Below are 13,041 nucleotides of genomic sequence, written 5' to 3' on the forward strand. Positions count from 1 at the left end.
CGCCGCCAAAAAGGCTCAGGCGACGCGCGAAATGCTCAGGCTCTTCAGGTAAGCCTGCGGGTCTGCGGGATCGAACACCTTGCCGTCGAAGAATTTCTCGATGCCGCGTGAGGTCGAGGTCGGGATGTCGGAGACGCCGAGCTCCTTTGCCGCATCGCGCCAGATATCCTCGCGGTTGACCTTGGCAACGAGCGCCTTGATGTCGGTGTCGGGAGCAAACTTGCCCCAGCGGATGTTCTCCGTCAGGAACCAGCTGTCATGGCTCTGGAAGGGATAGGAGGCGTGGTCGCGCCAGAACTTCATGAAGTGCGGGCTCGCCTCGACGACCTTGCCGTTGCCGTAGTCGTATTCGCCCTTCAGCCGGTCGACGATGTCCTTCGGCGGCACGTTGAACCAGCTGCGCTTGCCGACGATCTTCGCCAGTTCTTCCTTGTTGGCCATGTCGTCGCACCATTGCGCGGCTTCCTGGATGGCCATGGTGAGCGCCCTTGCGGCGCGCGGGTTCTTCTCCACCCAGTCAGCCCGCATGGCGAAGGATTTTTCCGGATGCTCGTTCCAGATTTCGGCGGTGTTGACGGCGGTGTAGCCGATCTTCTGGTTGACGAGCTGCTCGTTCCAGGGCTCGCCGACGCAGAAACAGTCCATGGTGCCGACCTTCATGTTGGCGACCATCTGCGGCGGCGGCACGACGATGGTCTCGACATCGGAGTCCGGATCGATACCGCCAGCGGCAAGCCAATAGCGCAGCCACAGGTCATGCGTGCCGCCGGGGAAGGTCATCGCCACCTTGGCGGCAGCGCCTTCAGCCTTCTTCTTGGCAAAGGCTTGCTTCAGCGCCGATGCATCGAGGCCGACCTTGAGATCGGCATAGGCGCCACCGACCGAGATTGCCTGCGCGTCGAGATTGAGGCGCGCGAGGATCGCCATCGGCAGAGGCTGGTTGTTCTGCGTCACCTTGCCGGTCGAGATCAGGTAAGGCATCGGCGTCAGGATATGGGCGCCATCAATACCGGCGCCGGCCGAACCGAGCACGAGGTTGTCGCGTGTGGTGCCCCAGGAGGCCTGCTTGACCACGTCGACTTCGGTCATGCCGTATTTGTCGAACAAGCCCTTTTCCTTGGCGACGATCAGCGGCGCGGAGTCTGTCAGAGCAATGAAACCGAGAACCGCCTTGGTAGTCTCGGGACCGGCCGACTGTGCAAAGGCGCCGGTCGGGAAGGCCGTCTTGACGGCACCGAGTAGAGCGGCCGTCGCTGTGGTTTTCAGCAGGCCGCGGCGGGTCAGTCCGCCAGTCGAAAACTTGATCATGCGCAGGTTCCTCTGCTGCTGCCGGGCAAAACCGGACATAAAAAAAACGCCGCTTGGAGATTGCGTCCGGGATCAGGAGGATTCCTCGGGAAACAAAAACCGTGCGACGTCAGTGTCTCTGGCAAACGCGATCTGGCGTTTGAACTCGCTTCAATCGCCGTTGACCGAAGCAATTTCTTAAAAGCAAGAGCCGTGCCAGTTCGACAAACTAGGAACTAATAGCTTGATATCGAATGATAAAAATACGAACGAGCGTAATTGCCCAGCAAAACAGCTATTATAGAATCTGCTGAATTATTGTGCGCTGCACACAACCGGCTCGGCCGCTCTGCCCAAACAAGCAGCGGCCGAACCATCAGTTGTCAGCGCCAGATGCGGCCACGCTGCCCTCTGCGCGCACAGGAAACGCCTCGACATAGGCCTCAATCGCCGCAGGATCGAAAACATGCCCGTCCATGAAGCGATCCTCAGCGGATGCGCCCTCGATCCTGATATCGGCATCCGCAGGTGCCGCGTCGGCCCCGAGCGCAAGTCGATAAAGGTCCGAGCGATAGGCCGAAGCTGCCGCCGTCATCGCTTCCCGGCTTAGATCGGCCTGTCCCCAGCGCGCCATCTGGCTGTAGATCCACAGTGCGTGGCCCGGGCGGGGATAGTTGGCGAAGTTGCGGTGGAAGACGAAATAGTCGTCGATGACCCGACGCTGTCCTTGAGCGTCGATGGTGAACTCACCGGAAAGCACGCGGCGGATGATTTCAACCGGAGCGCCGACATAGCGCTGGTCAGCGAGCACTTCGGACAAGGCATCGCGATTTTGCGGATCGTCGCACCAGCGCGCGGCAGCATCCAGCGCCACGATCAACCGCGAAACGGTTTCTGGATTGGCTTCGGCCCACTCGGGGCGCATGCCGATGACCTTTTCGGGCGCCGACGGCCAGATATCCTGCTTGGCGGCGACAATACGTCCGACACCGCGCTCGGATGCGACCATGTTCCAGGGCGCGCCGACGCAGAAACCGTCGATCGCGCCGGCTTCGAGCGCGTCGGATGCCATCGGCGGCGGCACGACCACAAGCTTGACGTCACGATCCGGATCAACGCCGCCGGCAGCCAACCAGTACCGGAATTCGTAATTGTGCGAGGAGAACGGATAGGTGACGCCCAAGGTCGACGGCGCATCGCCATTCGCTTTCATGCGCCCAAGTACGGCGGCGAGCGCTTGGGCATTGGCAAGCGCGTCCTCGGCGCCTTCAAGCCCCCCCCTCCTCCACCATGCGGGCAAAGAGCCGATTGGACAGCGTGATGGCATTGCCGCCGCGCCCGAGCGAGAAGGGCGTGATCGTCGGCGAAGGATTGGAGCCGAGCCCAAGCACGGCAGCAACCGGCATGGGAGAAAGCATGTGGGCAATATCGAACTGGCGGAAAGCCAAACGGTCGCGGACATTTGCCCAGGACACATCCTTGACCAGGTCCAGCACAAGACCTTCCCTGCGCGCAAAACCGAACTCGGAGGCGGCGATCAGGACCGAGGCATCGACGAGCGGGATGAAGCCGGCACGAAGCGTGCGGGCGCCCTCGCTGCGCATCTTTTGCGGCGCCGGCAAACCGTGACCGGACGAGGTGAGGCCGCTGCCGATATCGCCGAAATTGGCCATGCTGTTCACTCCATTCACTCCTTGCGACCAAGCAGATGCGCCGCGCCCGCCATCACATCAGCAGGCCGGCGGCCGTCACCACGCTTTGCGCGATTTCAGACATCTTCTTTTTTTTCGTTCATCGCCGTCTGCCGCAGCAGGGCAAAGGCTTCCTCTTCCGAGAGACCACGGATCTTCATCAGGATGCCCTTGGCGCGCTCGATGACCTTGCGCTCCTCGAGCGCGGACCTGGCATCGGCCAGTTCCCGTTGCAATCGGCTGAAGGCGTTGAAACGACTGACGGCCATGTCCAGGATCGGCTTGACGCGCTCCTTTTTGAGACCGTCGACGATATAGGCGGACACGCCTGCCTCCACCGCTGCCTCGATCGAAGCGGTGTCGGAGCGATCCACGAACATCGCGATCGGCCGCCCGACCGTACGCGTCAGCTGGAACAGATGCTCCATCATATCGCGATTGGGGTTTTCGATGTCGATGACGATGACATCCGGCCTGAGACTGTCTATGACGCGCGCGACACCCTGAACCTCATGAATGACAGTCACCTTGCGATGCCCGGCCTCATGCAATCCTTCCTCGATGATCGAGGCACGAATGGCGTTCTCGTCGATGACGAGAATGGTGAGGTCGCGGTTTGTCATGAGGCGATCATGATGCAGCGCAGCAATTTCCGCAACAGAATTGCCTATTTTCTTAACAAATTTTCCGCTGCCTATTTTTTAGTCGATGCCGCGTCATTTGTAAGGTCGGAACTTTGCTCCAGACAGCGCTTCCGAAGCCGTAGGCTTCTTTCCGCAGAGATTATTCCCAAGACTATAGAATCCGGCAAGATGCTCACGGGGCATTCTGCGATCGCCTGGCTTCTCAGTAGTCGACGTAGTGGCGAGGGGCCCCATGCAATTGCTGCCAAGTCTGATCTGCGTCGATATGATGCCCGCAGGGCATAGGCCAGAATTGCGGTAATACCCCCGAGCAATCTCGAGCACGGAGTGTCGGAATCTCGCTTAGTCGATCGTCTTCAAGACAGACGAGCTATGGAGAACAGCGATGACTATCACCATTACCGCATTTGAACAGTCGCCCGATCGCGGCAGGGGCATGGCGCGTGACATGCGCGTTCGCTGGGCGCTCGAAGAAGTGGGCCAACCTTACGACGTTCGTCTTGTTTCGTTCAAAACGATGAAGGAACCCGCGCATTTAGCGCTTCATCCTTTCGGACAGATCCCGACCTATGAAGAAGGCGATCTCGCCCTGTTCGAGTCCGGGGCCATCGTGTTCCATATCGCCGAACGCCGTTCGGGCCTGCTGCCACACGATGCGAATGCCCGGGCACGCGCGATCACATGGATGTTTGCCGCGCTCAACACGATGGAGCCGCCGATCGTGGATCGCGAAATCGCCAGGTATCTGGAAGGCGATGAGACCTGGTACGAGCAGCGGATGTCTGCCGTCGAGGGCCGCATCCGTAAACGGCTGAGCGAACTTTCCGGGAGGCTTGGCAATGCCGATTGGCTCGACGGCGAGTTCAGCGCCGGTGACCTTCTTATGGTGACGGTGCTGCGCAGATTGGCAGGATCAGGCATACTGGACGAATATCCGAACCTCGCCGCCTATATCACCCGCGGCGAAGCGCGACCCGCCTACCAGCGTGCTTTCGACGCTCAATTAGCGGTTTTCACCGCTGCATCAACAGGCCGATAAAGGTCCGCTACGATGGGCGTTCCAGACGGAAATCTTTACCGGCAGCCTTCAGCCGGAGCATTTGCGTGAACATGGACGCAACGGCGGAAAACGATTGAACACACGGCAGGCTTCCAGGTGACGGTATGTTGGAAACCGCTCCGATGGCCCATCTCGCCACCAACTGCCTGTCTCAGGGCTAGCCTATCTCTTCAGGAATGAAGCCGCCGGTCTGGCGTTTCCACAGACGGGCAAACAGGCCATCCTGTTCAACCAGTTCTTCCGGCCTGCCTTCTTCCACGATGCGCCCCTGATCGAGTACGATTATCCGGTCCATGATGGCGATGGTCGAAAGGCGATGTGCTATGGCAATCACCGTCTTTCCCTCCATCACCAGGTTGAGTTTTTCTTGGATGGCAGCCTCAGATTCGCTGTCGAGAGCGGAGGTCGCTTCGTCCAGCACGAGGATCGGCGCATCCTTCAGCAGAACGCGGGCGATCGCCACGCGCTGCCGTTGACCGCCCGAGAGCTTGATGCCGCGGTCGCCGACGAAGGCGCAATAGCCCTTACGGCCTTCGCCATCAGCAAGATCGGCGATGAACACATCGGCCCTTGCCGTTTTGGCCGCCTCTTCGACCTCTTCCTGCGTCGCCTCCGGTCGGCCGTAACGGATATTGTCGCCGACCGAACGGTGCAGTAGCGCGACGTCTTGCGCGATGACCCCGATGTTGCGGCGAAGACTTGTCTGTGTGACATCGCGGATGTCCTGCCCGTCGATCAGGATCGCGCCTTCGTTGATGTCGTAGAAGCGCAGCAGCAGGCTCACCAGCGTGGTCTTGCCGGCCCCGGAGAGGCCGACCAGCCCCACCTTCTCCCCCGGCCGCATCGTCAGCGATAGGTTGGCGATGACGGGCTTGCCGGACTTGTATGCGAAGCAGACGTCTTGGAAACGGATCTCGCCGCTGTTGACCACGAGGGCCGTCGCGTCAGGCCGATCTGTTATGGTCGGCGGCGTCGTCATCACGGGCATCGCATCCTTGATCGTCCCGATCGCCTGGAAGATCTGCTGGCCCATCTGCAGGAAGGTGAAGGTGTGCCCGGACAGCCTTTGGAGGATATAGACCGCCCCGACGAACTCGCCGACCGTGAGAAAGGCGTTGACGAGGCCCGAAAAACCAATCGAAAGCATCGCCAGCCAAAGTGCCATGTTCAGTGCCACGACAATGAGTTCAGACGTGCGGTAGATGCGCTGTTCCCTGTGCTGCGTCTGTATGGTTTTGTGAATGATGCGACGGATCGCGCCGGCCTCGCTGTCTTCCGCAGCGAACTGCTTGATCATTTGCATGTTGGTGTAAAGGTCGGTGATGGCGCCTGACACCAAGCTTCGCTGCTTGGCAGTGCTGCGCGAGCGTTCCACGAAAATCGGGGCCATCTTGACGGCGAGTGCCACATTGAGCCCGATCCAGACGATGACCGGCAGGGCGAGCTGCCAGGATAGGGCGCTCAGCAAAACGACGGAACCGACCATCTGCAGCAGGAAACGTGGAATGGACTGGAAGGCGGCGATGATCTGCTGCTGAACGGCGGATGATACTTGTGACAGGCGCGAAGCGACCTGTCCGGCAAAAAGATCGTGGAAGAAAGCCAGATCCTGCCGCTCGACCGCCTTGTGACCCTGCCATTGGATTGCGGCCGGCATGCCGACGCCGAGCGTATGCGAGTTGAGCGTGTTCAATAGAAACGAGGCGACTGGCATGGCCGGAAAGATCAGCAGCCCGAGAAAAGCCAGGAGGGGCCATTCGCTGTGCAAGAAGGCGGATGCACCGTTCTGCGATACGCCATCGACGATGACAGAAAGCCCCCAGACGATGGTCAGGTTGATGGCCTCAATCGCCATGGACGAAAGCGCGAGCGCGATCAGCACGCCGCGGAACATCGATATGAAATGCAGAAGGACGGTTGCGGGCCCCTTGGACGGCAGCGGTCGGTAAGGAATATCCAGGGGCCGGATCAAGGTTTCGAACGGACGGTAGATCGCATCTGAAATCGACATGGGCCACTCGGTCAAATAGCGGATGGGAAGGTCAGCGACGCAGATCGCACCTTACCACCCTCTCCCTGCAATCTTAATTAGAATATTTTGGTAAAATCCGGGAATTTTGCAACTATTGGGAGGGAGCGAAGACCTCGGATATGTGTTCCCAGACCCGGCGTCTTTACCAACCACGCACGGTTGCCGAAAAGCGACCGCGGGCAATGTGCTCGCGATCGCATCCGCGTACAGAGGCATCCCAGTGTTCCGGCAAATCACCAGAACGCTGGGATGCCATTCTCTTGAAGCTGACGTACCGGCGGTTACGCGGCCGCTTCCCGCTTGGGCAGCACCCAGTTCGCGCGCGGAAAATGGCAGGTGTAGCCGTTGGGATAGCGCTCCAGGTAGTCCTGGTGCTCCGGTTCCGCTTCCCAGAAATCTCCAACCGGCTCGACTGACGTCACGGCTTTTCCTGGCCACAGTCCCGACGCGTCGACGTCGGCGATGGTGTCTTTGGCTATTCGTCTTTGCTCATCGCCAAGAACGTAGATCGCAGATCGGTACGAACTGCCGATGTCGTTGCCCTGCCGGTCGACCGTCGTTGGGTCGTGAATCTGGAAGAAATACTCCAGAATCCGGCGATAACTGATCGTCTCGGGGTCGAACACGATCTCAATACCTTCGGCGTGGGTGCCGTGATTGCGATAGGTCGCATTCGGTACATCGCCGCCGGTATAACCCACCCGGGTCTTGATGACGCCGGGCAACGCTCGGATGAGATCCTGCATGCCCCAGAAGCAGCCACCGGCCAAAACAGCTTTCTCGGTCATTTGAAAGTCTCCACTTGGTTGAGATAGGCACCATAGCCCTCGGCCTGCATTTCGCCGAGCGGAATGAACCGCAGTGCCGCGGAGTTGATGCAATAACGCAATCCACCCCGATCTGCGGGACCGTCGGTGAACACGTGGCCGAGGTGACTATCGGCATGAGCTGAGCGCACTTCGGTGCGGATCATGCCATGAGTACCATCAGACAATTCGCGAACATTTGCATGTACGATCGGCTTCGTAAAACTCGGCCAGCCGCAACCGGATTCGAACTTGTCGGCAGAGGCAAACAGCGGTTCGCCTGAAACGATGTCGACGTAGATGCCCGGTTCCTTGTTGTCATTGTACGACCCGGTAAAGGGCCGTTCCGTCGCATTTTTCTGGGTCACTTGGTACTGAATCGACGTCAGCCTGGCGATCGCGTCGTCGGTCTTCGTGTACTTCACAGCCATTACTCCTATTGGACTTGCTGCCAGAATATGGCGCTGGGTCGGCGATTTTCCCAATAGAGGGCGTGCATAGATTCAATAGCGATGCCATGGGGCGTTCCGGCGCCTCAGGCCCAATCGTGACGGGCTGCCATCTGGGCGATCTTGCGCATCTCAAGTGGCGTGCCAGAACCGGAAACGGATGCCAAGACCACCTCTCGCTCCAATGACATGCCTTCGATCCTGCGGGTCACTATCCCCTCAACCACGACCGAACGCTCGGGCATAATGCAGATCGCGCGGCCTTCCGCCACCAGTTGCTGGACCCAGTCCTCACGATCGGCACTGAAACGTGGCTGCATCACCGCGTTGTGGTTCATCAGGTGCTCTGTGATCTGGGTATGGAACTCGCAAGCGAGCCGGTCGACATATGGATACGAGGCGAGGGCCTTGACGCTGACGACGTCATTTTCAGCAAGTGGGTGCCCATCAGCGCAGGCGAGGAGAAATCGCTCACGAAACAGCGGCACGATGTTGAGCTTGGGGTTGAAACGCGGCGCTTCCGGAAGGATGCAGGCATGATACTTGCCCGACAGCACCTCCAGCGCACCCTCGCCGGCCGACAACTGATGCATGTTGAGGTTTACGGCAGGGAGTTGGCTGAGCACTTTGTCAAAGAATGCCGTGAACTTGGCGGGGCCGATCGTCGGGGCAACGGCAATGTCGAGAATACGGCGGCGGCCGTGGACCGTGCTTTCTGAATGTTCGCGCACGTTTCGAAGAGCGAGTTCCACCCGCATGAATTCAGCCTGGACGTCGCGACCAAGCGCTGTCAGGCGGCTGTCCTTGCCATCGCGGTAGATCAGTGGACTGCCCAGTTCTTCTTCGAGGCGCTGAATTGCGCGCGTCAAGCTCGGTTGCGACACGCCGCTTCGACGCGCGGCTTCCGTGAAGTTCAACGTTTCAGCCAGATTGAGGAAGTATCCGACCTGATTGATATCCATGTCTGATGCTCCACGTTGGTTGCCTGGCTGCAGTCGCAAAGTTGGCGCGCTTGTCACCCGCGAGAACGCAGCTTGCCGCAACGCTTGGCTCAGGTGAAGGGCACGAGCAGAATGGGTCCGGAACGAATCCGGGTAGCCGGTCGTCGCTGCTCATATAGACTGCGCACGTCCCAGCAGCGAAGGAGCATTCCTATGGCTTTCAGTTCGCAACGGCTTCAATTTGCCGGCCATTCCGGAGCAACTCTTGCCGCCCGGCTCGACTTCCCCAGCGGGCCCCTGCGCGCCTACGCTCTGTTTGCCCATTGTTTCACCTGTTCCAAGGACCTGGCGTCGGCGCGCCGGATCGCAGCGGAACTGGCCCGAGAGGGTATCGCTGTCCTACGTTTCGACTTCACGGGGTTGGGATCGAGTGAAGGCGAATTCGCATCGACGAATTTCTCCTCGAATGTTGCCGACCTTGTCTCGGCGGCCGACTATCTACGTCATCACTTCCAGGCACCCTCGTTGCTGGTCGGTCATTCGCTCGGCGGGGCCGCAGTGCTCGCGGCGGCCAAGGACATTGCTGAAGTCCGCGCGGTTGCAACGATTGGCGCACCGGCCGATGTCGGCCACGTGTTGAAGAACTTGGGCGCGAGCCTCAAGGAGATCGAGACGTCCGGTTCGGCGGAAGTGGATCTCGCCGGACGCAAGTTCCTCGTCAAAATGCAATTTGTCGAGGATGCGCGTGCGCACCGCATCAAGGGCGCCGTCGCGTCGCTGAAAAAGCCACTGCTCATTTTGCATAGCCCCTTGGACGAAACCGTCGGCATCGACAACGCTACCGAAATCTTCGGCGCAGCCAGACATCCCAAAAGCTTCATATCGCTGGACAAGGCAGATCACCTGCTCACAAATCTTGAGGACGCGGCCTTTGCCGGACGTGTCATTTCAGGATGGATGACGCGCTATCTCGCTGCCGATGCGCCGCAAGGCGCGGAGCCGATAGAGCATGTGCGGGTGACGGAGACAGGCGGCGGCAAATTTCAGAACACCACCCAGGCCGGCAGCCATCGTCTTTTCGCCGATGAACCAAAGGCAATGGGCGGGCTCGATTCCGGTCCGTCACCCTATGACTTCCTGTCCATTGCGCTCGGCGCCTGCACGTCGATGACGCTGCGCCAATACGCCGAATACAAGAATCTGCCGCTCGGACGCATCGGCGTTGATGTCTCCCACACGAAGATCCATGCCAGGGATTGTGTGGAATGCACGGAATCTGAGCGCAGCACTGGCGGCAGGATTGATCGCTTCGAACGCGTCATATCAATCGACGGCGAGGTCTCAGAGGAGCTTCGAGGCAAGATCGCTGAAATCGCCGACAAATGCCCGGTCCATCGTACGCTGGAGGGTGTCGCAAGGATAGAAACGGTCGTGAAAGCGCCGTTGCGATAACCGCTCTCGATAGAGGCGCCGCCGCAATCCGCCTGCGCGGATACAAATGATTACAGAAACGCCCCTAGGCAGACATATCCGGTATACGCGATCGCAGGAAGATGGGTTCGTTGGCATCAGATACAAACGCTTGAGAAATCTAGGTTACGTCTACATGCGCAACGAATACCAGTGTTCCAGGTGCGTTATCGATCTGTGTCAAGGCGTCGAGACTTGCCTGCGGGCCATGTGGTTTGGCGGTAAATGGTCGGGGCAAGCAGCACTTGGAACACTGGCCGCGGATTGGGCGCCAATATCAAAGCAAGGCACGTGAAATGTCCGGCATCATCAATCTTTTCCTTGCCTTCTGCGTCGCCGCAGCGGCCTCCCTGTTTTACTCGGGCGATTTCAAGAGGGCACCGTTCGTGCCAATCAGTCGGTCCAGTGCCGGTCTCCTCGCCACAACTGAGGCACACGGAACGCTCGCTCCGCCTTTTCATTTCGAGGATCTCGATGAGGAGTTCTCACCCAGAACCCCGCGCCTCTAGCTGACAAGCACCGGCTGTGATTGATCGCGATCACCAGCGCTCCAATAAACTGCCCCTTGCTGGCCTCAGGCTCCGTTCTTTCGCCCTTGTGCACGCGAGTGGCGGAGTATGTTGACCGCCACCTTTGAAGGTTGGCACATTGGATCCGTGATCAGGCTGTCAGAAAAGACCGACGGATTGGGCCGGTGCCTTCCTCATCGCGACGATGTGCAGCGATGAATAATTTCGAGAAGGCGGTCACAAGACCGCTCGACATATTGCTGAGGACACGTGGCAACGCCCAAAAGCAGACCGGGTTTCGCGAAGGCTGGCGACGCGTGCCATACCGACAAGGGTGCCGGTGCCAGGCCGAACGGTAGCGTTTCGCGCACGATGGAAACATCCGGCGCGCCATCGGCGAGGCGCAACAGAACGGCCAGACCCGCTGTCGTGACGATGATCCCGTCTGCGCGCGCTTCCAGACACCGCAGCAATGCGTCTCGGCGTGCCGTGTATGCGCGTTTCGTGCGCCGCAGATGCCGCAAGAAATGCCCCTCGCAAATAAACTCCGCGGTGGCGAGTTGTACGGATGGCCCGGGCGGAGGCGCCAAACATGCCGCCACCTCGGCGAAGCGGGCTTCCAGAGACCGCGGCACGAGGACAAAGCCGAGGCGCAATGTCGGACTTATGGTCTTGCTGAACGAGCCGATATGGATGACCCGGCCTGCACGATCAATCGAGGCGAGTGCCGGCGCGGCGCGGCCTGTCAGTTGCAACTCGCCCAAATAATCATCCTCGATTACCCAAGCTCCCGCCTGATCCGCCCAATCAAGAAGATGCAGCCGTCGCCCGAGCGAAAGCGTCATTCCAGTTGGAGCCTGCTGTCCAGGTGTCACAACGACTAGCCCCGCGTCCGGAGCGATGCGAAGGCCGTAGTCGACATCGATGCCGTCGGCGTCAACCGGGACAGGGACAGGCAACAATCTCGCCAACTCAAGCCCGCGCCGCGTGAACGGAAATCCAGGATCCTCCATCCATGCCTTGCGTCCTTCGAGCCCAAGCGCGTGGAGGGTCAATCCAAGGCCGCTGGCAAAACCGCAAGTGATGAGGATCTGAGAGGGCAAACACTCGATCCCGCGCGCAATGGCAAGATAGGCGGCGATCTCTCGCCGCAGCTCGAGTTCGCCGCGTGGGTCCGGATACATCGCCGGTGCGCTCGCCTCGGCGCGCACACTTTGGGACCGGATCCTGGCGAAGAGTTTTGCGGGAAAGGTCTCCTTCGCCGGCACGCCCATCTGGAAGATTGCCGGGCCCGCGATCATCTCCTGATACCGCTCCATGAAGGAGCCAGGCTCCGGTGGGGAATCCTGTCGCCGGGATAGGATCGGTCGCTCCGTTACACGCGTTCCCGTTGTGCGAGATGCAACGATAAGCTGAGCCGCCGCCAGTTTATCGTAGGCTAGCCGAACGGTGCCACGGGCGACGCCAAGTTGGGCCGCCAAGTCTATCCAGGAGGGTAGGCGCGCGCCTGATGCCAATACGCCACTGTCGATCGCGGCAGTGATGCCCATGCAGATCTGGTCCGCCAGCGGGGTCTTCGCAGTGCGATCAATCTGCAGCTCAAGCGGTTTAGCCATTCCGTCCCGTGGTACAAGATTTTCGTGCGTTCCTGGTGCTTAATACAGGACCAGTCGAGGGGTATTTATAGCGAGTAGATGAACAGGCCACAAAGGAGAAATGTCATCATGAATGCACGATCCATCATCGGTGCAGCCTGCGCCGCAGTCGCCATTGCCGTTGCGATGCCCGTCGCCGCGCATGATCCCCTCGAAACAGTTACGCCGGCCTTCGAGCAGAATATTCCGAACATTCCCGGCAAGTCGGTTCGCGCCGTGGTCGTCGATTACGGTCCAGGCGGAGCGTCACTGCCACATGTCCATGCAAAATCGGCGTTCATTTTTGCCTATGTTCTGTCGGGAGAAATCGAGTCACAGGTGAACGATGAGCCCAAGAGGACCTATCGTCCCGGCGAAAGCTTCTACGAGACCCCTGGCTCCAGCCACCTCGTAAGCCGCAACGCGAGCAAGACCGAACCCGCGAAGCTTCTGGCTGTCTTTGTCGTCGACACCGACGACAAGGAACTGACCACCACAGCCAAAGCAAAGGAATGAAC

At 59.7% G+C, this 13,041-nt stretch carries 10 protein-coding genes and 2 pseudogenes; 4 read left to right on the forward strand and 8 right to left on the reverse strand.

All coding sequences use genetic code 11. From position 1 onward, the window contains the following. Positions 1 to 15: 15 nt before the first annotated feature. The 3 genes and pseudogenes from BKP54_RS00405 to BKP54_RS00415 all read right to left on the reverse strand — a co-directional run bounded on the left by BKP54_RS00405 (position 16) and on the right by BKP54_RS00415 (position 3,601). Positions 16 to 1,308, reverse strand: coding sequence for a CmpA/NrtA family ABC transporter substrate-binding protein (locus BKP54_RS00405; RefSeq protein WP_025430176.1), 1,293 nt, complete (start codon positions 1,306 to 1,308; stop codon positions 16 to 18). A gap of 355 nt (positions 1,309 to 1,663) precedes the next feature. Beyond that, positions 1,664 to 2,960, reverse strand: a pseudogene (locus BKP54_RS00410) (CmpA/NrtA family ABC transporter substrate-binding protein). A 52-nt stretch (positions 2,961 to 3,012) separates the two neighbouring features. Continuing rightward, a pseudogene (locus BKP54_RS00415) lies at positions 3,013 to 3,601 on the reverse strand (ANTAR domain-containing response regulator). Between the two features lie 406 nt (positions 3,602 to 4,007). Between BKP54_RS00415 and BKP54_RS00420 the strand changes: the two are divergent. Next, positions 4,008 to 4,661: a glutathione S-transferase family protein gene (locus tag BKP54_RS00420; protein ID WP_025430179.1), complete on the forward strand. Its 654-nt coding sequence runs from the start codon at positions 4,008 to 4,010 to the stop codon at positions 4,659 to 4,661. A gap of 178 nt (positions 4,662 to 4,839) precedes the next feature. Here BKP54_RS00420 and BKP54_RS00425 read toward each other — a convergent pair whose 3' ends face one another. The 4 genes from BKP54_RS00425 to BKP54_RS00440 form a co-directional block, all read right to left on the reverse strand. Next, positions 4,840 to 6,693: an ABC transporter ATP-binding protein gene (locus BKP54_RS00425; protein WP_025430180.1), complete on the reverse strand. Its 1,854-nt coding sequence runs from the start codon at positions 6,691 to 6,693 to the stop codon at positions 4,840 to 4,842. A 302-nt stretch (positions 6,694 to 6,995) separates the two neighbouring features. After that, a complete protein-coding gene (gene msrA, locus BKP54_RS00430) occupies positions 6,996 to 7,502 on the reverse strand; it encodes a peptide-methionine (S)-S-oxide reductase MsrA (protein WP_025430181.1) in 507 nt (168 codons plus the stop codon). After that, positions 7,499 to 7,945 carry a peptide-methionine (R)-S-oxide reductase MsrB gene (gene msrB, locus BKP54_RS00435; protein WP_025430182.1) on the reverse strand — a complete coding sequence of 149 codons (447 nt, stop codon included), beginning with the start codon at positions 7,943 to 7,945 and terminating at the stop codon, positions 7,499 to 7,501. The genes msrA and msrB overlap by 4 nt, the downstream gene beginning before the upstream one ends. Positions 7,946 to 8,055: 110 nt before the next feature. Continuing rightward, positions 8,056 to 8,931, reverse strand: a complete 876-nt coding sequence (locus BKP54_RS00440; protein WP_084813990.1) for a LysR family transcriptional regulator — start codon at positions 8,929 to 8,931, stop codon at positions 8,056 to 8,058. A 192-nt stretch (positions 8,932 to 9,123) separates the two neighbouring features. Here BKP54_RS00440 and BKP54_RS00445 point away from each other — a divergent pair, with 192 nt between their 5' ends. Together BKP54_RS00445 and BKP54_RS00450 are read left to right on the forward strand one after the other, a co-directional pair. Continuing rightward, a complete protein-coding gene (locus BKP54_RS00445; RefSeq protein ID WP_084813991.1) occupies positions 9,124 to 10,362 on the forward strand; it encodes a bifunctional alpha/beta hydrolase/OsmC family protein in 1,239 nt (412 codons plus the stop codon). 314 nt (positions 10,363 to 10,676) lie between these two features. Next, entirely contained in the window at positions 10,677 to 10,889 is a 213-nt protein-coding gene (locus BKP54_RS00450) for a hypothetical protein (RefSeq protein WP_025430185.1), read from the forward strand. 194 nt (positions 10,890 to 11,083) lie between these two features. Here the strand turns inward: BKP54_RS00450 and BKP54_RS00455 are convergent, their stop codons facing one another. Further along, positions 11,084 to 12,505: a PLP-dependent aminotransferase family protein gene (locus tag BKP54_RS00455; RefSeq protein WP_025430186.1), complete on the reverse strand. Its 1,422-nt coding sequence runs from the start codon at positions 12,503 to 12,505 to the stop codon at positions 11,084 to 11,086. Between the two features lie 108 nt (positions 12,506 to 12,613). Between BKP54_RS00455 and BKP54_RS00460 the strand changes: the two genes are divergently transcribed. Then, positions 12,614 to 13,039, forward strand: a complete 426-nt coding sequence (locus tag BKP54_RS00460; RefSeq protein WP_025430187.1) for a cupin domain-containing protein — start codon at positions 12,614 to 12,616, stop codon at positions 13,037 to 13,039. The last annotated feature ends 2 nt before the right edge of the window (positions 13,040 to 13,041 follow it).

Source organism: Ensifer sp. 1H6 (genome assembly GCF_001976035.1).
Taxonomy (GTDB): Bacteria; Pseudomonadota; Alphaproteobacteria; order Rhizobiales; family Rhizobiaceae; genus Ensifer; species Ensifer canadensis.